This is a genomic window from Pseudoalteromonas sp. (assembly GCF_036960685.1).
Classification (GTDB): domain Bacteria; phylum Pseudomonadota; class Gammaproteobacteria; order Enterobacterales; family Alteromonadaceae; genus Pseudoalteromonas.
This window is the reverse complement of sequence record NZ_JBALXK010000008.1, coordinates 1-25323: the sequence shown is the minus strand read 5'-3', so window position 1 is coordinate 25323 and position 25323 is coordinate 1. Positions and strand designations below refer to the sequence as shown.

Genomic DNA, 25323 nt, shown 5'->3' with positions numbered 1-25323 from the left:
TGACTTCCTATTCAATATCGCCAGGGACTAAAGGCACAAACCTAACTGGCGCAATAACATGTTGAGTAAATTTTTCGCCTTCGCGCACAACCATAACCAGTTGCTGGTCTTCATTACCGATTGGCGCAATCATCACCCCACCATCACTAAGTTGGTCAAGTAATGCCTGCGGTACCTGCGATGCAGCAGCAGTAACAATAATGCCGTCAAATGGCGCTTGCGACTGCCAACCTTGCCAGCCATCGCCATGTTTCATGGATACATTATAAAGATCAAGGTTATGTAAACGGCGCTTAGCTTGCCATTGTAACGCCTTAATACGTTCCACCGAAAATACTTTTGTAAAGGTTTTAGCCAATATCGCGGTTTGGTAGCCAGAGCCAGTGCCAATTTCGAGTACTTTTTCACGCACTCCAGCTAAACGCAGCAGCTCCGTCATCCGCGCAACAATATAAGGCTGCGAGATTGTTTGCCCTTGGCCTATTGGTAACGCTGTATTTTGATAGGCTTTGTGTTTGAGTACATCATCTATAAACAAATGTCGTGGAATATCAGCAATAGCGCTGAGCACCACATTATCTTCAACACCCTCACGCTGTAATAATTCAGCCAACGCACGCGCGCTGCGAGTATAATTAGCCAGCACCGTTGATCTCCATTGTTTTAAGCCAATCTCCAACCGCTACTAAACTGTCTTTAGCAGTCATATCAACACTTAATGGGGTAACTGAGGCATAGCCATTATTAATTGCATAAAAGTCAGTACCTTCACCTGCATCACTTTCAGCCCCCAAAACACCGTACCAGTATATATCACGGCCCCATGGGTCTTGTTGTTTTGTCATGGTTTCGGCTTTATGGCGAGCCCCTAAACGGGTAACTTGCACACCCTTAAGTTCAGATAAAGGGATGTCTGGCACATTGATATTAATAATTTGATCTTTTGGCAACGGATGAGAAGCCAGCTCTTTAATAATACTCACAGTCACCGCTGCTGCCGTCTCAAAGTGATTGCCTTCTTTAGAGCATAACGATACGGCCACTGCGGGCAAACCCAAATGACGGCCTTCAGTTGCAGCAGCAACAGTGCCTGAATACAAGGTATCATCACCTAAATTGGCGCCGTGGTTGATACCTGCAACGACCAAATCGGGCTTTTCTGTCAGTAATTCATTAACGCCCAAATGAACACAATCTGTTGGGGTGCCATTGACAGAAATAAAGCCGTTATCAAGTGTGGTTGCCCGCAGTGGGTTCATTAAGGTTAAGGAGTTGCTTGCGCCGCTGCAATTGCGATCAGGTGCCACTAAGGTAACCTCAGCAATTTGCGTCAGTGCTTGATACAACACCGCAATCCCTTTTGCATTTACGCCATCGTCATTACTTAGCAGAATCTTCATCTTCAGCGTCCTTTTCTTTATGTACACGGGGGCTGGCATCAGTGTAATCCACCAGCTCACGTAATAATGCCGTAGCAAAGGTACCTTTAGGTAAGCCAAAACTTAATTTAATGGTGGTTTCGTCAATCGTTGCTACGGTTAAATCTTGTGGTATCAAACGCAGCATTCTACGTTCATTTTTAAGCCCTAATTCACCAAGTCCATCACACCACTCTTGATAAGGTGCCAGCCATATTTTTTCTTGTTCGGTGAGACCTTTTTCACTTTTACCCACCAAAGGCGCAGACATCATAATGTCGCCAGAGGCAAGTCGTGCGATATTTTCATCGCTAATGGCATCTTCAAAAAAAGCATTACTGCCACTGAGCATAAACACTTCTCGGTGCATCGTTTTCGCTAGGCCGTGCTCAGCAACACGTAAGTTCACAATTTGATTAAACACATAAGAGCGTGCCGCAGAGATAATTAAACCGCGTAGTTTTTTATCACGTATGCGCTCACCGGCAAACATTCGCTTGGCCATTTCAAGATTATGACCATCGTGACCAAAGCGTTGTTCACCAAAATAGTTGGGCACACCGGCGCGTACGGCATTAATTCTACAAAGAATATCTAACGGCTGTGTGACATTACGCAACGTAATGGTAAATTTATTACCTTTATGGCAGCCAGTACGCAGCTTACGGTTGTGACGTTGCTGAGCAATAATAAACAATGATTCACTATTGAGCTCAGTGAAATCAATATCCTTTTTAATCGGGACTGGCACACTGAACCACTGACTACACACACCGTGACGGTCTTTCATACCGGCGTAACTTACGTCACGGGGTGAAATCCCCGCTTTTTGGGCTAGTAACTTAGCAACGTACTGGGTGTTTTCACCTTTTTTTACCACCTGTAAACACACATGTTCACCACTGCCGGTAAATTCTATGCCTAGGTCTTCATCAACCATAAAATCTTCAGCACTGGTTTTAAAATCCGCTTTAGATAGTGGTGCACCGTATAAATAGTTTAACTCACTCATAGTGATTGTTTACTCATGATAACCACTGCATGACTTGAAATACCTTCTTTGCGGCCTTCAAAACCAAGCTTTTCAGTGGTGGTGGCTTTGACGTTTACTTGGCTAAGTTCAGCATTTAAATCGGCGGCTAAGTTAGTACGCATAGCTTGAATGTGCGGCAGCATCTTTGGCGCTTGCGCTACAATCGTCACATCAGCATTGCCCAGCACATAACCTTGCTGTTTAGCTAAATCAACAACATGACGCAATAAAATACGGCTGTCGATATTTTCATACTCACTAGCAGTATCTGGAAAATGCTTGCCAATATCCCCCATCGCCAAGGCACCTAAAATGGCATCGCATAATGCGTGAATAGCAACATCACCATCGGAATGCGCTAAAAAGCCTTGCGGATAAGCAATTTTTTCACCACAAATAGTTAACGGGCCTTCGCCACCAAATTTATGGACATCGAAGCCATGGCCGATTCGAATCATAATGCATTCTCACTGTGTTGTTTTTGGAGTAAAAAGTTGGCTAAATCTAAATCTTCTGGGGTGGTTATTTTAATATTATCACTGCGCCCTGCCACCAGCTTAACAGGCTTCTTAGCCCATTCAATTGCTGAGGCTTCATCGGTAATTGTTACCTGTTGGGCGAGCGCACTTTGTAGTGCCTGAGTTAAATCTTGGTACTTAAATAATTGCGGAGTCAACGCTTGCCATAAGTCATCTCGTGGCACGGTTTGCTCACTGTGGGTGGTGCCACGTTTAATGGTGTCTTTCACTTTGCTGGCTAAAATACCACCTTCATCGGCGCTAATGCAGTCAGTCAGTAAGCGCTCAATATCTGCCAGTGTCACTAATGGCCTTGCCGCATCATGCACTAACACCCAATCAGGTGGGTTGTCTGCTAATGCCAATAAACCATTAAGTACTGAGTCGGCGCGTTCTTTTCCGCCGCTTGCTCGCACAATGCGTTGATCGATAAACTCCAGAGCAGCAAAATAAGGGTCATCATCACTCACCGCCACAATAATACGGGATGCTTGTTTTAGCTGCGCTAACTTAGCCAGTGTATGCTCAAGAATTGTTTTGCCAGCTAAGCGTATATATTGCTTTGGGGCTGAGTGTTGCATTCGACTTCCCACGCCAGCGGCTGGGACTATAACAGCAAGGGTATAATTAGTTTTCATTGAGTTGTTGCCCAGGTAAAACACGAATAAATGTTTCGCCGGGTTTGATCATCCCTAATTCATTACGGGCACGCTCTTCTACCCCTTCTTGACCAAGTTTTAAATCTTCAATGTCGGCTTTAAGTACTTTATTGCGCTTAAGTAGCTGAGCGTTGGTATCTTGGTGGGAAGTAACAGCGGTTTTTAAACGGCTATAATCTTGTACGCCATTGTGGCCAAACCATAATCGGTATTGCACAAATAACGCTAAACACAGTAGCGCGAGCTGAAAAAATCGCATTAAACACTCCTTGGTTTTACTCTACCAGTACAAATTTATAATGCGCTTAAGGCAACTGGTATTATATTTTTTTAACTCGAACATGGGGGCGTTTTAAATTACGCCAATTGATATTACCTGCTAACAGCATTTCTCTCAGTGATAAAGTTCGCGGTGTCGTGCGTTTATCAAAAAACCACTGATGACCACAGCATGCGGCGGCCATTGTTGCTTTTGTAGGCTTTAACAACACCACAGATTGCCCCTCAACAGGCAGCCCTTGGTCATCAAACCAACCATGCTCATTACAATGAAGTTTATTGTCGCTTACTTGGTCGATGCTGTCTATTGCAACACGGGTTTGATTTGCGTGATTGAGTAACAGCGGCACAATTAAACCCACTTTTTTGTGTATTTGATAAAAATCATCATTATTTTTTTCGTTAGGTGGCTGCAACTTTTGCTTATCAAGCCAGCTGCCATTGTGGGGATCTAACTGAAAAGGAACCTGACCATTTACCACTGCGGCTGCCGCACGTTCAATATAAAAAGGAAGGCTTTTTAATCGTTTGCGTAGGCGTTGCTCATTAGGCTCCGCGACTAACAAAGCAATTTCTCGCGCATAAAAGGCATTACACAGCTGCGTGTATAGCACACGCTGCGCATCAGATTGCCAAATATCGACTTGTTGAAAAGGGTCGCTTGCAGCCAACGATTGTACTCAAAAACATCTAGTTGCTTGTTTTATAGCACAGTATTGACTGCTTTTTAAGCTCTTCAATTTACCTAAATAACGTTCAAGTTACTTAACGTCAGCCTTTGCGCCTAATTTTGCATCGCCAGTTGCTAAAAATTGCACTACTTCATTACGTTTTTTGCCAAGCAACAAACTGCCATCAGCTAAAAACATAAAGTTCTGCCAATTGCGTTTAAACACATCAAAACTGGTTTCGATGATGTTGTCACGAGCCATACAAAAATACACCGTAGTGTTAGCTTGCCAATCAAGATGAGCTAAAATCTCTGTAGGCAACTGCTCTGCACCTTCTTCCCAGGCAGCTTCCCATGCAATAGTTTGCGAGAAATTGTCGTCATTGCCACACCAATCTGTTTTTTCAAAAAAATCAGGGTGGTCATGCTCGCGGCTCACCATAGTGCTCCATAAAACTGCGGCACGCTCATGGCTCATAGGTTTAATTAAAGCAAGGTCTTGGTCTGTTACCGGCGCATCTTGATGGCGAAAAACCCACGCTTTTTTGTAATCATCTAACGAAATATAGTTCATAGTATTGGCAAATTAGTTAGCATTAAAAGTGCAAAGATAAATTATACAAGAGATCAAAACATGACTACAGCAATAAAACCACATACCCTAAAATCAGGCATATACCAACACTACAAAGGGCCTAAATACAAAGTGTTTTATGTTGCCACCCACAGTGAAACCGAAGAACAATTGGTGATTTACCAAGCCTTATATGGTGAGTTTGGCATGTGGGCACGACCACTGAGTATGTTTAGCGAAACCGTCGAGAAAGACGGCCAAATTATTCCTCGCTTTGCATACCTTGGAGAGGTTGAATAACTATGGCATGATAGTCATATTGTTTACTGCTCAGACCAGATAAGGTATTTACGTGCAATTTAATTCTACAGATAACTACATCGCAAGTTCAGCGTTAAAACAAGCGGTGAATGCGGCGATATTGCTGGAAAAGCCACTGCTTATAAAGGGCGAGCCTGGTACGGGTAAAACCATGCTGGCTGAAGAGTTAGCTAAAAGCTTAGATACCACGCTGATCCAATGGCATATCAAATCAACCACCAAAGCCCAGCAAGGCTTATACGAATACGATGCTGTATCACGTCTACGTGACAGTCAATTGGGTGATGAGCGCGTGCATGATATTGGCAACTACATAGTAAAAGGCAAACTTTGGCAAGCATTTACCTATGGCGAAGAGCATAATAAACGCCCGGTATTATTAATTGATGAAATAGACAAAGCCGACATCGAATTCCCGAACGACTTACTATTAGAGCTTGATAAAATGGAGTTTCATGTTTATGAAACTGGCGAGCGCATCGTTGCAAAACAGCGCCCTATTGTGATCATCACCTCTAATAACGAAAAAGAGCTGCCCGATGCATTCTTACGCCGTTGTTTTTTCCATTATATTGACTTTCCATCTACCGATGAAATGCAGCAAATTATTGATGTGCATCACCCTCACGTTAAGCAAGATTTAGTACGCCAAGCGCTGGAAGTATTTTTTGGCCTACGTGAAGTAAACGGCATTAAGAAAAAGCCTTCCACCAGCGAACTACTCGATTGGCTTAAATTATTAATGGCTGAAGACATCGATGCAAAAACGCTGCACGATAAAACTCAAAAAGGCGGTTTAATGCCAATGTTTGGCGCGCTTTTAAAAAATGAGCAAGATATCAGCTTAATTGAAAAACTTGCCTTTATGAGCCGCCGTTAAGATGTTGATTGCGTTTTTCTTCAAATTACGTGAATACCGTTTACCTGTCAGTTTGCGCGAGCTACTTGATTTGATCAACGCGCTGAAAAAAGGCGCGGTATTTGCCGATGTTGACGGATTTTATTATTTAGCCCGTACCATTATGGTTAAAGACGAAACCCATTTTGACCGCTTCGACAAAGCCTTTGCTGATTACTTTAGCGGCATTGCCGATCTCGACTTACTCGAGAGCTTAAAACAGCAACACGACTTACCTCATGATTGGCTACGCAAAGAGTTTGAAAAACACCTAAGTGATGAAGAAAAAGCACAACTCAAAACCATGGGCGGTCTTGATGAGCTAATGAAAACCCTCAAACAGCGCCTAGAAGAACAACAAAAACGCCACGCCGGCGGCAATAAGTGGGTGGGTACAGGTGGTACATCGCCGTTTGGCGCGTATGGTTATAACCCCGAAGGCGTGCGGATTGGTCAAGACGGCAACCGCAACCGCCGTGCAGTAAAAGTATGGGATAAACGCGAATATCGTAATCTGGATTCTGACCGTGAAATTGGCTCACGCACTATTAAGCTCGCCCTTAAAAAGCTACGCAAATTTGCCCGCACTGGCGCCAGTGACACCCTCGACTTAAACGAGACCATTCGCGCTACCGCCAAACAAGGCGGCATGCTTGATGTAAAAATGGCACCAGAGCGCCACAACGCGGTAAAAGTATTAATGCTGTTTGATATTGGCGGCTCAATGGATGATTACATTCACACCTGTGAAGAATTATTTAGCGCCGCGCACAGCGAGTTTAAACACTTAGAGTTTTACTACTTTCATAACTGTTTATACGAACACGTATGGCAAGACAACCAACGCCGCCACTCAAACGTAATTGATACCATGACGCTGATCAACAAGTTCACCAGCGACTATAAGGTCATTTTTGTAGGGGATGCCACTATGGGCCCATATGAAATTGCCTATGCCGGCGGCTCTGTAGAGCACTACAACGAAGAGCCGGGAAATGTATGGCTTAATCGCATCACCAATCACTTTGATAAAGTCGCCTGGCTTAACCCACAACCGGTAGAACACTGGCGTTATTACCAATCAATTGATTTTATCAAGCAGCTAATGAACAACCGCATGTACCCGCTGAGTTTAGATGGAATTAGTAGAGCGATTAAAGAGTTAACATAGGTGCTAGGTTATAGGGGCTAGGAAAACGAACTCTACAACTCAGCTATCTGGTTCAATGTCTCAGGATGGCGTTGTACTAGCTTTAGTAAAGTAACTGCTTGACCATTAGGTGCGCTGCGGCCTTGCTCCCAGTTTTCTAGCGTTCTTGCTGAGGTATGTAATAAGTTTGCAAATACGCCGCGCGACATATTAAATGCTTCGCGAATATTGATTATTTCATCGGGTGAAATGGCGAGTTCACTCGCGTCACTTACAGTATGAGTGCGTAAGGTTAACTTGCCTTGCGAATGTGCTTAAATATACGCAACTAACGTATACTTATCAAGCAACCTTGCTATCTATCGTCACTATGACGCGATATAAAACCTGCGACCAATTCGTAGGCGCGGGTTTACCCCGCGCAAATATAAATTATTCACAAAGAGGTTATGATGCGCTGCGCTTTTAGAGAAGTAATTGTAAAAACAGGACCTAGGTAGTGGCTAGGTGCTGGGGTGTATTCGGAGCTCGTTGCTCGAAGCCCGCGGCATTTTTCTTCTCATTTACGCTCATTCACTTCTCCTTGTGCAAAAAGTCTTTAAGTGACGAAAGCCAGCCACGAGGTAAACTCGCTACATGGGTCGTTAAAAAAGAAAAGCGCGGGATCTCTGCCGCGCTTCATTTTTTGCTTTAGTAATTGTGGTAATTACTTAGCCTGCTGTTTGCTCGTCACGGCTGCGTTTTTTGTCACCTTTTTTATGACCTTTTTTACGCATGTGCTTTTTAATCTCTTGGTACTTTTCACGTTGTTCGGCATTTAATACTTGCCATACTTGGTGTTGAGTTTTTAGGTTAATTAAGCCAAATTGCTCGCCTTTAGCTTGGCGCTGCGCTAATAACTCTTTGGCTGCGGCTTCATCAAATGTTGGCATATCTAATAATGCTTGCATTTGCGCTTTATGTGCAGCACGTGCTTGCTTCATCGCGTCTTTATCAGTACCACGAAGCGCTTTAAATTGAGCTTTTTGCTCAGCAAAAATAGTTTTTAACTCGGTTTGTTGTTGCTCAGTTAAATCTAATTTTTTAACACCACGCTCAGATAATAAAAAACGTGCTTGTTTATGCTGTTGAGCATGGCCTTGTTTATGCTGCATGCCTTCTTTTGCCATTACAGCGCCAGTGCCTAAGGTTGCTGTTGCTAATCCACAAATTAATACTAGTTTAGAAACTTTACTTGAAATAGTCATAATAATTACCTTTGGTTGGTTGCGAACTTACTGCGTGTTCAGTTGTTATGCTCACTATAACCAACCAAGTGCAAAGCAACGCAAAGCAATGTAAAGGTTGTGTAAAGGTTCACTTTTAGGCCCGTTAAGGCGTAAAATGAAGTTATTCCAGCGTAGTTAAGGTGAGCAAATGAAACTATTAATGATTGATGATGATACCGGTTTATGTGAGTTACTCTGTGAGTACTTAACTGCGCAAGGGTTTCAAATTGAATGTGTACACGATGGCGAGCAAGGTTTAAAGCAAGCGCTTGCTCATGATTATGCACTCATTTTACTCGATGTGATGCTACCAAAGCTCGATGGCTTTGAAGTGCTTAAACAGCTTAGGCAAAAAAAGTTAACGCCGGTGATTATGCTAACCGCTAAAGGTGAAGACTTTGACCGTATTTTTGGCCTTGAACTAGGGGCTGATGACTACATTCCAAAACCGTTCAACCACCGGGAGTTACTGGCGCGGGTTAAAGCCATTACGCGTCGTATTGAGCACATTACCAGTTTAACCAACAACAGCTCTAATAAGCTCAGCGTTAATAATATCATTATTAATTTAGCCGCTCGCGAGGCATCGGTTGATGAACACCCTCTAAGCCTGACCGGTACTGAATATGAAGTACTTGCCTTACTGGTTAAACACGCGGGTGAAGTGGTCAGTAAAGAGCAAATAAGTGAAGAGGTGCTCGGCAGACGCTTGGCTTCTTTTGATCGCTCTATTGATATGCATGTTAGTAATATTCGTAAAAAAATTGCCGAATTTAATAGCGCCGAACGAATTAAAACCATGCGAGGAACGGGCTATGTCTTTATCCAAGGAGAATAGCAAAACGCACTTTGCTTGGCTTAAGCACCCTAAACACTTTTTATTTTTTAAAATTTTTGTGTGGTTTTGGCTGACGGTGATAGGCACGATCACCGCCTTGGTGTTTCTAAGTAATATTGCCACTAATCAAGTTAGCAATGAAGATTTACATGGCCCAATGCTAAAAAACCTGCAATACACAGCAAAAGGCATTGAGCGTACGGTAGTAAAGCACAATAAAGCCGTAGCAGATATTTTAATGCATCCGCGCTTAGCGAAGCGTAAGCTGCTGTATTTAAATTCAGATCAGCCTGAGCATTCAATAACTAGCCGCACGCCTCCCAATGAAATTGATTTAAGTTTAATTAATTTCACTAAAAATATGACGCCGCAAATTATTTTTACTGAGTATTACCAAGCATTCGGGCCAATTAAAATAGACCTTCCTGAAGGTACCTTTTACTTATACGAAGTCGACGAAAATCACCAAACGCCATTTTTCGTGCGGCTAAGACTCATGCCGATTTGGTTAAAAGTAGTAATAGCACTACTTGCATCGCTAACATTAAGTTTTATATTTAGTCGTAATCTTATTGCACCTATCAATCACTTAAAACAAGCGGCTGTTAAACTCGCTAATGGCGATTTAACCGCGCGTGCTGACATTGACCCAAACCGACAAGATGAACTGGGTGTACTTGGCCGTGACTTTAATAGTATGGCAACTCAGTTAGAGCAATTGATCAGCGCACAAAAACGCTTATTGGCTGATATCTCTCACGAGCTACGCTCTCCCTTAACTCGCCTTAAAATGGCTACGGGACTTGCGCAAATGCAAACCCCAGAAGAAAACCAAACCTACTTATTACGCATTGAAAAAGAGGCCAACCAACTCGATAAAATGATTGCCGATGTGTTGCAAGTATCACGCTTAGAAGCAAAAAGCCAAACACTATCGCTGCATCAACAGTCATTGCAAGTGATCATCGATCATGTGTTAAATGATGCTCAATTTGAGGCTAAACAAACTAATAAGCAATTGCTTGTAGAAGGTCAGCTTAATATTGATATTCGTTGTGATGAGAGTTTAATTGCCAGTGCGCTAGAAAATGTATTACGCAATGCTATAAAATATGCGACACACACTATTACCCTATCACTGAGTTTAAGCGATGCAAGTTATATAGAGATCCGTGACGATGGCCCGGGTGTTGAACCACAAAATTTAACTAAGCTATGCGAGCCGTTTTTTCGTCAATCGGATGCTCGAGACAGAACCAGCGGTGGTACTGGGCTTGGTTTAGCTATTGCGAAAAATGCCATTGTCGCGCATGCTGGTAGCTTAACACTGCATAATAGCCAACCAAACGGGCTGTGTGTGCGCATTGCACTGCCATTGGATAAACAACAATAATAATGGACACCATGTTTTACAGTACAGAGCCAAACTTACTAGCCCAACAACCTGAGATATCAACGTTTTTTAAACACAACGTGTACAAAGCGCAACTAACAACGGATAACGGCAAGTTACATTACGCATATATTGTTCCTGAGCAGGCTAAAGCTGCTGTAGTAATTTGCTCAGGGCGTATTGAAGGGTTAGACAAATACCAAGAACTCATTTGGGAGTTACAGCAAAACAACTATGCGGTTTTTATTATTGATCACCAAGGGCAAGGCCGCTCCTATCGCGCGTTAGCTAACCGCCATAAAGGGTATGTAAATAAATTTAGTGATTATGCTGACGATTTCGCTTTATTTGACCAACAAATAGTCAACAGGCACTTTCAAGGTAAAAAAATAATACTAGGCCATTCAATGGGCGGTGCAATTGCCTTTGATTTTTTAACCCGGTTTGAGCATAACTACAGTGGCGTATTTTTATCTGCCCCTATGTTTGATATTCACACAAAAGGCATCCCCAAACCACTGGCTAGATTTGTGGCTTGGCTCGCCTGTAAACTTGGCGGCAAGCAATGCTACGCATTCGGTCAAAAAAATTATTTGGCTGAGGAATTTTCTATCAACAGCCTCACCAATAGTGAGTACCGTTATAAACTATTTAGAGAGATTTATCGCAGCGATAGCGTGTTACAACTTGGTGGTGTGACTTATGGTTGGTTGCACACCGTGTTTCAATTTATTGATAGGCTAGACCAACAGCTGGCTATTCCACTTTTTATCGCCAGTGCTGAAAACGATACGGTTGTTGATAACCAAGCCCAAGTTGAGTTGGTACATCGCCAAAACAATGCAGTTTTACAGACTTTTGCTGGTGCAAAACACGAGCTGTTGTTTGAACAAGACCCCATTCGCCAAGCTGTACTTAGCCGTTTTTATCAGTTTTGTGATTCACTGAGTTGAGCACTTGTTTGACTCAGTGACATGGGATCTTGGTGGATCAAAATATCCATTTCGCAATTAAACTCTTGTTGGATCATTGCTACAACTTCATCAGCAACGTAATGAGCACGGATCAAAGGTAGTTGGTCTTCAAGCTCTAAATGCATTTGAATAAACTTAACTTTACCGCCTTGTCGCGTACGCACATCATGGACACCAAAAACATCCTTATGACTGTTGGCAATTAATACGATGCTGGCTTTTTCTTCATCTGGAAGCTCTTTGTCCATTAGATGGTCGGCACTTTGGGTTGCAATATCCCAGCTGTTATAAAGTAAATAACCAGCCACGCCAATGGCAAAAATAGGATCCGCGTAAAGCATGCCATTTTGTGCTAGTAAAATCGCAATTAATACCGCGGCATTTAAAATTAAGTCACCTTTGTAATGTACTGAGTCGGCTTTAATCGCGATAGATTCGGTATGACTTATCACTTTGGTTTGTACGTAAACCACCACCAAGGTACAGGCAATAGCAAAAATACTCACCCACACACCCAACATAGAATGATTTAATACCACCGGATTAAATAACCGTTCAATCCCATGAAACGCCAATAAACAACCTGAGCCGGCAATAAAGGCTGCCTGCCCTAACCCAGCCAAAGCTTCAGCTTTGCCGTGTCCAAAGCGGTGATCGTCATCCGCAGGGCGCAGTGCATAACCTAACACCATAAAACTCATTGCTGAGGCGGTAATATCCATCAAAGAGTCTGTGAGTGAGCCGAGCATTGATGCAGACCCAGACGCAAGCCATGCCCAACACTTAGCCGCAATCATCAAGCTCACCATTACCATGGTAACGATACTGGCGGTTTTCACCCAAAATTCATAACTACGCTGATGCACGCTTTTGCCTATGTTTTAAACTGTTTGATTAAAATGAGTATATCATTTTTTTTATTTATTTCGTGTATACTCTCGAACGTCAAAATGTAGATCACCAATAAGGCTCGTTATGCTTGATATCGTTTTATACCAACCTGAAATTCCTCCTAACACAGGCAATATTATTCGTTTGTGCGCAAATACAGGTTTTGCCTTGCACCTAATCGAACCGTTGGGCTTTGAGTGGGATGATAAGCGCGTAAAAAGAGCAGGCCTTGATTATCATGAGTTTAGCCATGTGCAACGTCACGCCTCGTTTGAAGCATACCTGGAAAAGTGCAAACCTAAAAAAGTATACGCCTGCACCACTAAAGGTAGCCAGTTTCATCATCAAGCAAGCTATGAAGCGGGTGACTGTTTAGTATTTGGCCCAGAAACACGCGGTTTACCAGATGATTTAATTCAATCGTTACCCAATGAGCAACGGGTACGTATTCCAATGCAAGCTAACAGTAGAAGCATGAACTTATCAAATGCAGTGGCTGTGTTTGTTTATGAATCATGGCGCCAATTAGGCTTTCCTAACGCTCAGTAAGCAGCATAAATATGCGCCTAAATCGTTAGGCGCTTAAGCCTGTAAGTTCAGTTACCCGCAATACAATAAATTTCACTTTCACCGATTCGCATTTTATCTATTCCTGCACTATTCTCAATACGTTCTTTTTAAACTTATTCAATGGATTGCAATGCGGTTTATGCTTAAAACATGCTGCCTTATCAGCCTGTTATTTATTGTTAATGTAAACGCGAGTGTGGCTGAATTAAACGCCAACGAGCTTTCTATACCCGCGATTAATGACTTTACTCAAAGCCCGAGTAATGCGTATTGGCTGGCAACTGAGAAAGGCTTATATAACTACGACTCAGCACACCTTTTTAGTAGCCAAACCGCGCCTTTTTTGTCATTCGCAACGCTTGATATTTTACAAGTAGCCTCTTATAAATCGTGGTTATTAATTAATACTGAGCGAGGCTTAAGCTTAATAAATTTAATAAACAATCGGTTAATTCAACTTACTGATACCCCTTTAACGCAGCCAATATTTAGCACAGATCACGGTTTTTATTTTCTGCACTTAGGGCAAATTTACACAATAAAAGATGAAAAACTGCATTCTGTATTCACTTTTTCTGAGCAAATAGTCGAGCTTACATTAGGCTTTAATAACAGCCTATGGCTGCATTCTGGCGGGAGTTTAGCGAGTCGCTTTGATATTGCGAGTAATAAAATTATATCCCAGCTCACTGCCCCCTCAGAGATTAGTCAATTAAGCCCAAACCAAACATCAACAGCGCTGCTGATCACCACCAGTAATAAACAACATTATCTATACAATAACACTCACTCATTAGAGGTAATAAAGCTCAACCACACCAATGTGCAACACCTACACTTCTTTCAAGAGCAGCTTTATTACTTACATAATAATCAAGCGTATAAATATGATTTAACAACCAAAAACAGTAAGCCTCTATTTTATAACTCCCCAGCGCGTTTTTTATCAATCAAGCAAAATAATGATCAACTGTGGTTGCAAACAATCACTAAAAGTTGGTTAAAACTTCCTGCAATGCAAATTATTGCAACACCAATCACTAATAGCCCCGCCCCCAGAATACAGCAATACTTTAAAATGTTGGCGCAAATAGATAGTTATACTGAGGATAAAAAAGTACTCAATATTAATTATTTACGCGATGACAAGTGGGCCATAACAACCGCCAGCGGATTATATTTATACAGTGCCCGCAACCAAGCCTTTGATTTATTGGTGCCAGAACATGTAAGCAAACTACATTTCACGGCACCAACAACCTTATGGATTGCATCCAAAAAACAATTAATCAATTATGATTTTGCAACCCAACAACAAAATTTCACACTGCCAATTAGCAACATTAGCGCTTTTACAAACCTCAGTGATGGGCAGTATTTAGCAAGCAATAGCGAGCAGTTATTTTATATAAACAATCAACAAGTCACGCCATTAACAGTGCAAACAGAATCGGTTGGCAAGATCACTGATATGTATTATCAACGCCATTCATCAAGGCTTTGGCTTGCCAGCAATAACGGGTTATGGCAAACAACTGAGAACTTTGCACTGGCAACAAACAGCATTCACTTTAATCAAGTCAGTGAGCTTGATACTTCAGCCATTTATGGAGCACCACTCAATACGCTTTGGGTAGTCGATTCTCAAGCAATCAAACTCTACAGACCCAGTGACACTATCTGGGTTGAAAATGCCACCCGCAGCATGGCTGCAAATATCGATGATTCAATTAGCCTCGAGCAATTACCTGAAGCGCAATTTACCGTTAGCTACCGTGACAAAATAATGCGCTTTGCAGATAACGGCAGCACGTTATTAGAAGTACACGCAACGCAAACAACACCACAATTTAGTTCATTTTCAGTCAGTCATCTAACTTTGCACTATCAAGAAAATGACCAACATTATTACCACTTAGCAACGAATGCCGTAAATGCACTCCAAACACTGCAAGGTATATCTGTGTGGTTCAGCAGTAATAGCGATTTACCTATGCGACTGTCTTATCGGCTCGATCCTAATGGGCTTTGGCTGCCGCTACCAAGTTCGCAATCGATGCTGTCACTGGCAAGTAATAAAAAGAATATTTACTTGGAAGTTAAAAACCTCAATCAAGTAAGTAGCGAACCATTAGTATTAATGATTAAACAAACCGCGTTTAGCTTCCCTAACTGGTTCAACTATTTGATTTTAACCGTTGTGTTTGCGCTATTACTGCTACTCATTATTTATAAATTAAAAAGTGCTGCAAAACACAATTTAGCTAACGCACTCATGGCACAATCGAAAGATGCGATTTGGATTGCCAATGAGCATTTTCAAATAACAAACATAAACCAAGCATTTACAACAATTTGTGGATTCACTTTAGCTGATGTTGTAGGTAAAAAACCTAAAGCGTTAACTGTAAATGGTCGCGATAAAAAACTAGAAAGCCTCATCCATAATGATTTGGAAACCGATGGTTATTGGTCTGGGGAAATTTGGAATTTACGCAAGGACGGCCAGCCTTATGCATTAGATCTGTCGATCACTAAAGTAAAAACGCCTAACTTACGCAACAGTAGCGCGCATTATATTGGGCTATTTTCAGATGTAACCGCACGCAAGAACAATGAACGTGCAATGCTAAAACTGACCACCCGAGATGCTGTTACTGGGCTGTCTAACCGTACTATTTTTATAGAATCCGTTAATAAAGCAATTAAAAGCTGCAATAACAACTTTCCTGACTTGCTGATTATTTTTATCGATTTAGATAACTTTAATAAAATCAATGAATCGCTCGGACACGCCATTGGTGATGAATTACTAAAAGAAGTGGCTGGTAGGCTATCGCGTAATCTTGATTCTGGCTATACACTCGCCCGCTTAGGCGGCGATGAATTTGCAGTGCTGGTGCCGCCCTATTTATATTCCGGGATGACCATCTTTTTCGCTAAGAAGCTTGCCGACAATATACTTAAACAGTTTCAAACACCATTTATGCTTGATGGGATAGAGAGCTTTATTTCAGCCTGTTGTGGCATTGCCGTCTACCCAGAAAACGGCTACAGCAGCGAAGCACTGATGCGCAGCGCTAATAGTGCCCTTAACCACGCAAAAAAAATGGGCCATAACAACTATCAGTTTTTTGATAAATCTAAACACACCATAGACACAAATGAACTTAGTAAAGAAAGTGCACTATTCAGGGCTATCGAAAACCAAGACTTCGAGTTATTTTACCAAGTAAAATATAATGCAGATAAAAATCAAATTCATGGCTTTGAGGCATTAGTCCGTTGGCCGCAAGCTGATGGCAGTATTATTAGCCCGGATGAATTTATACCGCTGGCGGAGCAAAATGGCGCGATTATTCCGCTGACGTTATTACTAATGAAGCTGTTATTTAAACAGCTCGAATTATGGCGTAATGAACAGGTTGGTTTTGGTAAAGTGGCAATTAATATTTCTGCCCTGCATTTTCAACAAAGTAGCTTAGTAGAAACGCTTACCGAATGCTTAACAAACTACGATGTGCCAGCACGCTGTGTAGAGCTGGAAATTACTGAAAGTGCCATGATGGATAACCCCGAATTTGCCCAGCAGCAAATGAATCGTTTAAAAGCGCTTGGCTTTACTATTGCGCTGGATGATTTTGGCACGGGGCATTCATCACTTGGTTATTTAAAGCGTTTTCCAATAGATACATTAAAAATAGATCGCTCTTTTATTAAAGATATTATTGATAGTGAACAGGACCGTAATATCACCGCGACCATTATTCGTCTGGCAAAATACTTAAAAATAGATGTCGTTGCAGAAGGCGTTGAAACGAAGGAACAGGCTTATATGCTGCATGTAATGGGATGTAATACCATGCAAGGTTATTACTATAGCCGCCCGCTTCATGCTGATAAAGTAGCTGCTTTTATTAAAAAAAATAACCAGAAAAAACAATCTAGCTCGAGTAATGATTAAATTCCGCTTTAGTTACTCAGTTAGCTGCCAGTGTTTATACAAATTCATAAACACTGACAGCTACAAGGCACTGTTACTCAGATTTTTGCTCGCGGCCTAATAACGCCATCGCAGCTTCTTTCACGTCTTTATTTTCATAAAGTACCTGATAAATTTGCTCAGTGATAGGCATTTCAATGCCGGTGCGTTGCGCCAGTAAATAAACCTCTTTGGTGTTGCGGTAACCTTCTACCACTTGACCAATTGATTCAATCGCCCGCTCAACACCTTCACCTTTACCAAGCGCTAAACCAAAGCGTCGGTTACGAGACTGATTGTCTGTACAGGTGAGTATTAAATCGCCAAGACCTGCCATCCCCATAAAGGTTTCAGATTTCGCGCCCAATGCACAGCCTAAACGGCACAGCTCAGCTAAACCACGCGTGATTAATGCAGTTCTAGCGTTTGCACCAAAACCAAAGCCATCAGACATACCCGCGCCAATTGCAATTACATTTTTAACCGCACCACCGAGCTGTATACCAATAAAATCATTATTGTTATAAACCCGAAATGAGCGACCGCAATGCAGTAAATCAGCAAGCTGTTTTGCAAAAGCGGTTGATGTTGACGACACAGAAATAGCCGTAGGTAAACCCATTGCCATTTCTTTGGCAAAAGTAGGGCCCGAAACCACAGCCAATGGCACGTCATCACCAAGTTCTTGTTGGGCAACTTCTTGCAGTAATCTACCCGTATCAGGCTCTAAGCCTTTGGTCGCCCACGCCACTTGCGCGCCATCAAGTAATGAAGGCTTAATCTGCTGTAGCGTATCGCCAAATGCATGGCTCGGTACCACGACCAAAATAACCTGGCTTGCAGTTACTGCTGTATGTAAGTCGGCTTCAAGGTGTAAAGTGTCAGGGAATGTGACGTCTGGTAGGTAACGTTGATTTTTCCGCTCAGCTGCAAGCGTGGCAACGTCATCGCTATTGCGCCCCCAAAGTGTCACTTGGTGACCGTTTCGGGCTAAACAAATAGCAAGGGCGGTGCCATAAGACCCCGCCCCTAATACTGTAACAGCTGAATTGGCTGTATTCATCGATTATGCGTCTGCAGTTGCCTGTTCAGCTTGCGCTGCACGTTGCTGCATGTATTGCGCGAATAACGCGTCAAAGTTTACAGGTGCAAGGTTAAGCTGTGGGAACGTACCACGGTTAACTAAGTTAGATACCGCTTCACGCGCATATGGGAATAACACGTTAGGGCAGAATGCGCCTAGCATATGTGCAAGTTGTACTTCTTCAATTTCAGCGATAGTGAAAATACCCGCTTGTTGAATTTCACATAAGAATGCAGTTTCTTCACCGATTGACGCTGTTACTGTCAATGCTAACACAACTTCAAACACACCTTCGTCTAATTTGTTTGAACGTGTATCAAGGTCAAGCTTAACTTCTGGCGTCCATTCTTTTTGGAAAATAGCAGGTGAATTAGGCGTTTCAAAAGACACGTCTTTTGTATAAATACGTTGAATAGTAAATTGTGCGCCAGTTTCTTCTTGTGCTGCTACGTTCTGATTTTCTTCGTTCATGATAATTCCTAACTTTTAATCGTTTTTATAATAAATGTTTAAGCGTTTAACTTTGCGTCAAGCTTGCCTTGGGCTTCAATCGCCATCATGTCGTCACAACCGCCAATATGCTCATCATTAATAAAGATTTGCGGTACTGTGCTCGCGCCACCTGCTTTGGCGATCATTTCATCGCGAAGTTCAGGCTGTACACCGATATCTATATTCTTAAATTGCACACCTTTACTGGTTAGCAATGCCAATGCTCGTTGGCAAAAAGGACAATACGCTTTGGTGTAAAGAACAACATTACTCATAACAATTCCTCTAGCGGCCTAACTAAGTAAATTAGCGACCTGTTGTCGTTGGTAGACCGGCACTTTGCCATGCCCCCATTCCGCCAGACAATACATACACTGATTCAAAACCAGCTTTATGCATGGCAGTTGCGATACCAGAAGCAGTCATGCCTGTGGTGCATACCAATATAATGGGTTTACTCTTAGACTTTTCAAGGCTTGAAAAGTCAGATTGTTTGGCTTTTTCAGGGCTAAGGTGCTCTGCGCCTGCTATACGGCCATTATTAAATTCTTTTTGGGCACGTATGTCTACAACAAGACCGTCTTCACGGTTAATTAATAACGTTAGTTGTTGCGGGTTTATTTGACGAATTGCTGAAAACTTACTTTTAATCCAACCGCCGACAATGAGTGCAACCAAAGCAACCCACGCTAAACTTAATATCGGATGATTACCGACAAATTCAATATATTGATCCATGCGTCTTCCACTATGAAAATTGTCCCGCGCCTTTAGCGCTGGGGTTAAACGTAAGGGCAATGCCCTAGCCACGCAAGTATACGTGCTTGATTAGAAATTACCAGAGAGTGAAATATTTTAATATGCAGCTTTGATTGCTGATCATAACTACAAAACACGGTATGCTTAGCTGAAACAGGAGCTAATTTTCAGGAACCAAAATGACACAACATAAAAAACCTCTCGTATTAATGATTTTAGATGGTTGGGGATACCGTGAAGATGCACAAAGTAATGCAATTTTAGCGGCTAATACCCCTGTTTTAGATGAACTTTGGGCAACTCGCCCGCATACCCTAATTTCTGGCTCGGGTTTAGATGTTGGTCTTCCTGATGGGCAAATGGGTAACTCAGAAGTTGGCCACGTCAATCTAGGCGCAGGTCGTGTGGTTTATCAAGACTTTACCCGTATCACTAAAGCAATCGACGATGGTGAGTTTGACCATAACCCAGTGTTAGTTGAAAACATAGATAAAGCAGTTAATGCCGGTAAAGCTGTTCACTTAATGGGTTTACTAAGCCCAGGCGGCGTACACAGCCATGAAGATCATATTCTAGCTGCAATCGAATTAGCAGCAGCTCGCGGCGCAAAAGAAGTGTACTTTCATGCTTTCTTAGATGGCCGAGATACCCCACCTCGCAGTGCAAAGGCGTCGATTGAACGTGTTGAAGCTCTGTTCAGTAAATTAAATTGTGGTCGTCTTGCTTCAATCATTGGTCGTTACTACGCAATGGACCGCGATAATCGCTGGAACCGTGTTGAACAAGCCTATGATCTAATGGTAAGTGGTATTGCACAGCATAATTATACTAACGCAGTCGATGCATTAGCTGGCGCTTATGAACGTGATGAAAACGATGAATTCGTTGCAGCCACCACAATCGCGGCACCAGACCAAGAGCCGGTACAAATTAATGATGGCGACACCGTTATTTTCTTAAACTTTAGAGCCGACCGTGCCCGTGAAATGACCCGCGCATTTGTTGATAAAGATTTCGACGGCTTTGCTAAAAAGAAAGCACCAGCATTAAGTGCTTTTGTTATGTTGACCGAATACGCCGCAGACATCGACGCTCCAGCCGCTTTCGCCACCGTCCCTTTAACTAATGTTTTAGGCGAATGGTTTGAAAAACACAATAAAACACAACTACGTATTTCAGAAACTGAAAAATACGCACACGTGACGTTTTTCTTCAGCGGCGGCCGTGAAAATGAATTCGAAGGTGAAACCCGCGAGCTAATTCCTTCACCACAAGTTGCCACCTATGACTTACAGCCTGAAATGAATTCAGAAATGCTCACCGACAAACTTGTTGAAGCTATAAAAAGCGGCAAGTACGACGCAATTATTTGTAACTACCCAAATGGCGATATGGTTGGCCACTCAGGCGTGTTTGAAGCCGCAGTAAAAGCCTGTGAAGCGGTTGATCACTGTATTGGTCGTGTTGTTGCTGCCTTACAAGAATTTGGCGGTGAAGCATTAATTACAGCGGATCATGGTAATGCCGAGCAAATGGCTAATCCTGCGACCGGCCAAGCCCATACGGCTCACACCAGCGAACCTGTACCATTTATTTATGTTGGTCGTGATGCAACGCCAAGCGAAGGCAAAGCCTTAAGCGACGTTGCACCTACCATGCTACACCTAATGGGTATGGAACAACCAAGCGAAATGACCGGCACACCGATCATGACTTTGAAATAAACTATGCGTAGATGCGTTAAACATTTAGTTGTTAGTACGTTAATTATGTCTTCATTGGTGGCAGCTTCGGCTGTCGCTAATGAAGACCGTACTAAAAAAGACCTCAGTGAAATTCAAAGTGCGTTAAAGCAAAGCCAAGCCGAATTGGCAGCTCAACGTAAAGACATCGCTAAATCACAAAAAAGCCTTAAGCAGCATGAACTTGATATTGCGAAAAATGCCAAAGCACTGAATATTGCGGAGCAATCAATTCGCGATACCGAAAAACAACAAAAGCAGCAACAGCAACAAGCTGATAAGCTTGAAAAAGAACGCCAAGAGCAACAACAAGCCCTTGCCGCACAAATAAAAAGTGCTTACATGTCCGGTGGGCATGACTATTCAAAAATGCTGTTGAATCAAGAAAATACCGCACAAGTTGAGCGAACATTAAGCTATTACAATTACCTTAACAAAGCACGTATTGAACAAATTGAAGAATTAAAAGCGTTACTGCTAGAAATCGAAGCGGTGCAAGCTGAACTTGAAAAAACCAAACTTCATTTAGTTGCCCTACATAAAGAGCAAGCCAATCGCCAGCAAGCACTAATAGCTGCACAGCAGCAACGTAAAGCAAATATTAGTGAGCTAAAAACCAAACTTAGCTCAACTAAAAACTCTATTGATTACCTAAAAGAGAATGAAAAAACCTTAGTCACAACCCTACAAGAGTTGGAAAAAGAGAAGAGTAAAAAGGTTGAACTACTCGGCTTAGCAAGCAGTAAAGGAAAGTTAGACTGGCCAACAAAAGGCAAAATAGAACACAGCTTCGGACAGCGAAAACACGGCGGCATTGACTGGAAGGGCGTATTAATCGGCGCACGAGAAGGCAGTAACGTACAAAGTGTTCACAATGGCCAAGTGGTCTTTGCTGATTGGTTAAAAGGCTATGGTTGGGTGATTGTACTTGATCATGGTGACGGCTTTATGAGTTTATACGGTCATACCCAAACCCTGTTAAAAGACGTGGGCGATATGGTTCGTCAAGGCGATATAATCGCTTTAGTTGGACAAAGCGGCGGACAAGCAAATTCTGGTCTATACTTTGAAATACGCCACAAAGGACGCGCAGTAAATCCTGTAAAATGGTGCAGACGCATTTAAGTGATTAAACAGCTGCACCCCACTGGGAGCAGCTGATGCCACATACACAATTAAAAATACAGCAGTTACAGCACCTTGCTTTAACGCGCGCTTATATCAGTTATTTATTCAGTTATTTATTGTTAGCTAGCCTTTTTTTGTGCCTGAGCTTTAATAGCTTTGCGCTTACTACCGTCGGCGATTTAAAAAGCCAGCAAAAAAATGAAATCCTCTTTAATATCCACGCCTATTATGTGGAAGATTTAGCACTGCAACAAAGTTTCGAAAACAACCAACAATTTGAAGCCTTGCTAGCGCAGCTAGACCCCTATTCTAAGTACCTTGATGAGCAAGAACTAGAAGCGTTATTTAGTAGCACTAACGGTCGCTATACTGGACTTGGCATAGAAGTAAAACTGCAAGATCAAAAAATAGTTATTATAAACACCATTAAAAACTCCCCTGCCGCTCTGGCCGGTATACAAAAAGATGATGTTGTGCTCGCCATCAATCAACAAACGGTAATAGATAAAGACATCAACCAAGTTGCACAAATGATAAAAAGCAGCGACACCGCAGCAGTCACCTTAACGATTGCACGCGCTAATGCAGCACATACTCTTGATTTTGAAATTACTCGCTCTGAAATTAACCTAGAAAGCGTGACAAGCTCTCTGTCTGGTTTTGGCATTGGCTATTTAGCGATTAATAGCTTTAGCAACCACACTTTACATGATGTAGCACGACACATAACCATATTACAAAGTAATTATGGCGCAGCACTAACAGGACTAGTAATTGATCTACGCGATAACCCAGGCGGCACATTACAAAGTGCGGTAGCGGTCTCTGATCTGTTCTTACAAAGTGGCACTATAGTGACCACCAAAGGCCGCTTTTATGATGCGAACCAACATTATCGCGCTAAAAAAGGCGATATTTTAAATGGCGCCCCTATTGTGGTGTTGATCAATGAAAACTCGGCCTCAGCAGCAGAAATTTTAGCTGCCGCATTAAAAGACAACCACCGTGCAACGTTAATCGGTAGCCAGTCATTTGGTAAAGGTTCTGTACAGTCGCTGATCCCACTTGGTAATGGTAATACAGCCCTAAAACTAACCACAGCAAAATATTTTACCCCCTCAGGGCAGTCAATTGATGGTGTTGGCGTGACCCCCGACGTGGCGATTAATCAATCAACCCTTTCACAAATAGATAAAGTAGTTATAATAAAAAATGAACAAGGAAGCGACGATCCGTTATGGCAAAATTCAGCCGTAAGCGATCCTCTGTTATTAAAGGCGCAGCAGCTATTAACGATGAAATAAACGTTGTAGCTCATAAAAAAAGATAATAAAAATTATAAACGTGAAAAAACTAGCTTGGCTATTATTGGCTATTTGCAGCTTACCCGCTGTTGCAGCAGGTAAACAAATAGCCATCGTGATTGACGATATTGGTAATCATCAACGCGACCTCGAAACCTTAAATTTACCAGGTAAAATATCGTTCTCGATTTTGCCTCATACCCCCTATTCACAAATTTTTGCTCGCTTGGCCAGTCAATCAGATAAAGAATTACTGCTGCATATTCCGATGCAAGCACTGGATAACAGTAAAGCACTTGGCCCCGGCGCACTCACCAGCGATATGAGCAAAGAACAATTACAGCATACACTCGGTAACGCCCTTGCCACACTGCCACAAGTTAAAGGCGTGAATAACCACATGGGCTCAGCACTGACCCAAGAAAGCCAGCCTATGAAATGGACCATGGAAGTGCTAAAAAAGCGCAATCTGTATTTTTTAGATAGCCGCACTACCGGCTTAAGCCAAGCGCAAAACGTCGCTAATTTATATGGTGTAGAGAATGTTGGCCGCCATGTATTTTTAGACAACATAGTTAATGAACAACAACTGCAATTTCGCCTCAACGAATTAAAATATAAAGCCGAGCGCTATAATTTCGCCATCGCAATCGCCCACCCTTACCCTGAAACTATCGAATTTTTACAACGCAAACTCCCCGAACTGGAACAACAAGGCTTTGAACTGGTGCCGCTATCGCAGCTGGTAGAGCGTAAATATATACAACTCGCGCAGGCAGAAAGTAAAGGAGTGAGTGGGAGGTAAAGCGGTCAGCGGTAAGCGGTAAACGGTAAACGGTAAACGGTAAACGGTAAACGGTAAACGGTAAACGGTAAACGGTAAACGGTAAATTTTAAGTTGAAAGCTACAAGTTGCAAGGGAAAAGGTACTAGGTTCTAGGTTCTAGGAAAACAGCATAGTCCGACGTTAAATTAACCACGTAGGTTGTGGTTGAGAGCAACGAAACCCAACGATGGAAGAATCAAATTGAAAAACGGCTGGAGCAAAAAGCGGCCAGTCAAAAATTGTATTGTATCGAGTCAAGATTTGACCCTTTTGATTTCCTGCTGTTATCGACAGAGTGATCCAACAAGCCATTGCTCAAGTGATCAGCCCTTACTTTGAGCCTCAATTTTCACCACATAGTTATGGTTATCGCCCTCATAAAAGAGCCAGTCAAGCAGTGAACCATGTTCAGTCTTGTGTTAAACAAGGTTATAAAACAGCGGTTGATATCGACTTGTCTAAGTTCTTTGATGAAGTAGATCATGACATGCTGATGAATCGTGTTAGCCGTAAAATCAAAGACAAAGCACTCATGCGCCTACTCGGTAAATA

At 42.3% G+C, this 25323-nt stretch carries 27 protein-coding genes and 1 pseudogene; 13 read left to right on the top strand and 15 right to left on the bottom strand.

All coding sequences use genetic code 11. From position 1 onward, the window contains the following. Nucleotides 1–7 precede the first annotated feature (7 nt). The 8 genes from V7783_RS08685 to V7783_RS08650 form a co-directional block, all read right to left on the bottom strand. Nucleotides 8–646, bottom strand: coding sequence for a protein-L-isoaspartate(D-aspartate) O-methyltransferase (locus V7783_RS08685; RefSeq protein ID WP_335678392.1), 639 nt, complete (start codon nt 644–646; stop codon nt 8–10). Next, a complete protein-coding gene (surE, locus tag V7783_RS08680; RefSeq protein ID WP_335678391.1) occupies nt 636–1400 on the bottom strand; it encodes a 5'/3'-nucleotidase SurE in 765 nt (254 codons plus the stop codon). The genes V7783_RS08685 and surE overlap by 11 nt, the downstream gene beginning before the upstream one ends. Then, nucleotides 1381–2430: a tRNA pseudouridine(13) synthase TruD gene (gene truD / locus V7783_RS08675; protein WP_335678390.1), complete on the bottom strand. Its 1050-nt coding sequence runs from the start codon at nt 2428–2430 to the stop codon at nt 1381–1383. The genes surE and truD overlap by 20 nt, the downstream gene beginning before the upstream one ends. After that, nucleotides 2427–2909 (bottom strand): 2-C-methyl-D-erythritol 2,4-cyclodiphosphate synthase, encoded by a 483-nt coding sequence (gene ispF, locus V7783_RS08670; protein WP_335678389.1) that lies wholly within the window; start codon nt 2907–2909, stop codon nt 2427–2429. Before ispF ends, truD begins: the two co-directional genes overlap by 4 nt. Continuing rightward, a complete protein-coding gene (ispD, locus tag V7783_RS08665; RefSeq protein ID WP_335678388.1) occupies nt 2906–3607 on the bottom strand; it encodes a 2-C-methyl-D-erythritol 4-phosphate cytidylyltransferase in 702 nt (233 codons plus the stop codon). Before ispD ends, ispF begins: the two co-directional genes overlap by 4 nt. After that, nucleotides 3597–3887, bottom strand: coding sequence for a cell division protein FtsB (gene ftsB, locus V7783_RS08660; protein ID WP_335678387.1), 291 nt, complete (start codon nt 3885–3887; stop codon nt 3597–3599). Before ftsB ends, ispD begins: the two co-directional genes overlap by 11 nt. Before the next feature lie 61 nt (nt 3888–3948). Further along, the gene (locus tag V7783_RS08655; protein WP_335678386.1) at nt 3949–4578 is read right to left on the bottom strand and encodes a hypothetical protein; all 630 of its coding nucleotides are present in this window, start codon (nt 4576–4578) and stop codon (nt 3949–3951) included. 90 nt (nt 4579–4668) lie between these two features. Beyond that, nucleotides 4669–5151 carry a DUF2947 domain-containing protein gene (locus tag V7783_RS08650; RefSeq protein WP_335678385.1) on the bottom strand — a complete coding sequence of 161 codons (483 nt, stop codon included), beginning with the start codon at nt 5149–5151 and terminating at the stop codon, nt 4669–4671. 60 nt (nt 5152–5211) lie between these two features. Between V7783_RS08650 and V7783_RS08645 the strand changes: the two genes are divergently transcribed. The 3 genes from V7783_RS08645 to V7783_RS08635 are packed head-to-tail and all read left to right on the top strand — an operon-like array spanning nt 5212 to nt 7541. After that, nucleotides 5212–5451 carry a DUF1653 domain-containing protein gene (locus V7783_RS08645; protein WP_335678384.1) on the top strand — a complete coding sequence of 80 codons (240 nt, stop codon included), beginning with the start codon at nt 5212–5214 and terminating at the stop codon, nt 5449–5451. 52 nt (nt 5452–5503) lie between these two features. After that, entirely contained in the window at nt 5504–6352 is an 849-nt protein-coding gene (locus V7783_RS08640; protein WP_335678383.1) for an AAA family ATPase, read from the top strand. Nucleotide 6353: 1 nt separating this feature from the next. After that, entirely contained in the window at nt 6354–7541 is a 1188-nt protein-coding gene (locus V7783_RS08635) for a vWA domain-containing protein (RefSeq protein WP_335678382.1), read from the top strand. Nucleotides 7542–7573: 32 nt separating this feature from the next. Here V7783_RS08635 and V7783_RS08630 read toward each other — a convergent pair. Together V7783_RS08630 and V7783_RS08625 are read right to left on the bottom strand one after the other, a co-directional pair. Further along, a pseudogene (locus V7783_RS08630) lies at nt 7574–7831 on the bottom strand (helix-turn-helix domain-containing protein); the annotation flags it as partial. A 399-nt stretch (nt 7832–8230) separates the two neighbouring features. Beyond that, nucleotides 8231–8767: a Spy/CpxP family protein refolding chaperone gene (locus tag V7783_RS08625; protein ID WP_335678381.1), complete on the bottom strand. Its 537-nt coding sequence runs from the start codon at nt 8765–8767 to the stop codon at nt 8231–8233. A gap of 169 nt (nt 8768–8936) precedes the next feature. Between V7783_RS08625 and V7783_RS08620 the strand changes: the two genes are divergently transcribed. From V7783_RS08620 to V7783_RS08610, 3 genes are read left to right on the top strand one after another with little or no spacing between them, the layout of a single operon-like run. Beyond that, complete coding sequence (locus V7783_RS08620; protein ID WP_335678380.1) at nt 8937–9626, top strand: response regulator transcription factor; 690 nt, start codon at nt 8937–8939, stop codon at nt 9624–9626. Next, nucleotides 9604–11019, top strand: a complete 1416-nt coding sequence (locus V7783_RS08615) for an ATP-binding protein (protein WP_335678379.1) — start codon at nt 9604–9606, stop codon at nt 11017–11019. Before V7783_RS08620 ends, V7783_RS08615 begins: the two co-directional genes overlap by 23 nt. 11 nt (nt 11020–11030) lie before the next feature. Further along, the gene (locus V7783_RS08610) at nt 11031–11972 is read left to right on the top strand and encodes an alpha/beta fold hydrolase (RefSeq protein WP_335678497.1); all 942 of its coding nucleotides are present in this window, start codon (nt 11031–11033) and stop codon (nt 11970–11972) included. Here the strand turns inward: V7783_RS08610 and V7783_RS08605 are convergent. Then, a complete protein-coding gene (locus V7783_RS08605) occupies nt 11948–12808 on the bottom strand; it encodes a cation diffusion facilitator family transporter (protein WP_442961356.1) in 861 nt (286 codons plus the stop codon). The two genes, V7783_RS08610 and V7783_RS08605, sit on opposite strands and share 25 nt — an antisense overlap. A 160-nt stretch (nt 12809–12968) precedes the next feature. Here V7783_RS08605 and trmL point away from each other — a divergent pair, with 160 nt between their 5' ends. Both trmL and V7783_RS08595 read left to right on the top strand, forming a co-directional pair. Continuing rightward, nucleotides 12969–13433: a tRNA (uridine(34)/cytosine(34)/5-carboxymethylaminomethyluridine(34)-2'-O)-methyltransferase TrmL gene (gene trmL, locus V7783_RS08600; protein WP_335678377.1), complete on the top strand. Its 465-nt coding sequence runs from the start codon at nt 12969–12971 to the stop codon at nt 13431–13433. A 217-nt stretch (nt 13434–13650) separates the two neighbouring features. After that, nucleotides 13651–17418: an EAL domain-containing protein gene (locus V7783_RS08595; RefSeq protein WP_335678376.1), complete on the top strand. Its 3768-nt coding sequence runs from the start codon at nt 13651–13653 to the stop codon at nt 17416–17418. Nucleotides 17419–17491: 73 nt separating this feature from the next. Here the strand turns inward: V7783_RS08595 and gpsA are convergent, their stop codons facing one another. From gpsA to V7783_RS08575, 4 genes are read right to left on the bottom strand one after another with little or no spacing between them, the layout of a single operon-like run. Beyond that, nucleotides 17492–18499 carry an NAD(P)H-dependent glycerol-3-phosphate dehydrogenase gene (gpsA, locus tag V7783_RS08590; protein ID WP_283709384.1) on the bottom strand — a complete coding sequence of 336 codons (1008 nt, stop codon included), beginning with the start codon at nt 18497–18499 and terminating at the stop codon, nt 17492–17494. 3 nt (nt 18500–18502) lie between these two features. Beyond that, entirely contained in the window at nt 18503–18991 is a 489-nt protein-coding gene (gene secB / locus V7783_RS08585; protein ID WP_169021213.1) for a protein-export chaperone SecB, read from the bottom strand. 38 nt (nt 18992–19029) lie between these two features. Further along, nucleotides 19030–19287, bottom strand: a complete 258-nt coding sequence (gene grxC, locus V7783_RS08580; RefSeq protein WP_064665457.1) for a glutaredoxin 3 — start codon at nt 19285–19287, stop codon at nt 19030–19032. A 31-nt stretch (nt 19288–19318) separates the two neighbouring features. Then, nucleotides 19319–19750 (bottom strand): rhodanese-like domain-containing protein, encoded by a 432-nt coding sequence (locus V7783_RS08575; RefSeq protein ID WP_335678375.1) that lies wholly within the window; start codon nt 19748–19750, stop codon nt 19319–19321. A gap of 200 nt (nt 19751–19950) precedes the next feature. Here V7783_RS08575 and gpmM point away from each other — a divergent pair, with 200 nt between their 5' ends. The 5 genes from gpmM to V7783_RS08550 form a co-directional block, all read left to right on the top strand. Next, nucleotides 19951–21495, top strand: coding sequence for a 2,3-bisphosphoglycerate-independent phosphoglycerate mutase (gene gpmM, locus V7783_RS08570; protein ID WP_335678374.1), 1545 nt, complete (start codon nt 19951–19953; stop codon nt 21493–21495). 3 nt (nt 21496–21498) lie between these two features. Next, nucleotides 21499–22638 carry a murein hydrolase activator EnvC family protein gene (locus tag V7783_RS08565; RefSeq protein ID WP_335678373.1) on the top strand — a complete coding sequence of 380 codons (1140 nt, stop codon included), beginning with the start codon at nt 21499–21501 and terminating at the stop codon, nt 22636–22638. 35 nt (nt 22639–22673) lie between these two features. After that, the gene (locus tag V7783_RS08560; RefSeq protein WP_335678372.1) at nt 22674–23945 is read left to right on the top strand and encodes a S41 family peptidase; all 1272 of its coding nucleotides are present in this window, start codon (nt 22674–22676) and stop codon (nt 23943–23945) included. A gap of 40 nt (nt 23946–23985) precedes the next feature. After that, nucleotides 23986–24750: a divergent polysaccharide deacetylase family protein gene (locus tag V7783_RS08555; RefSeq protein ID WP_335678371.1), complete on the top strand. Its 765-nt coding sequence runs from the start codon at nt 23986–23988 to the stop codon at nt 24748–24750. A gap of 316 nt (nt 24751–25066) precedes the next feature. Continuing rightward, nucleotides 25067–25323, top strand: a 257-nt coding sequence (locus V7783_RS08550) for a reverse transcriptase domain-containing protein (RefSeq protein ID WP_335678370.1), incomplete at its 3' end; no start/stop codon positions are given.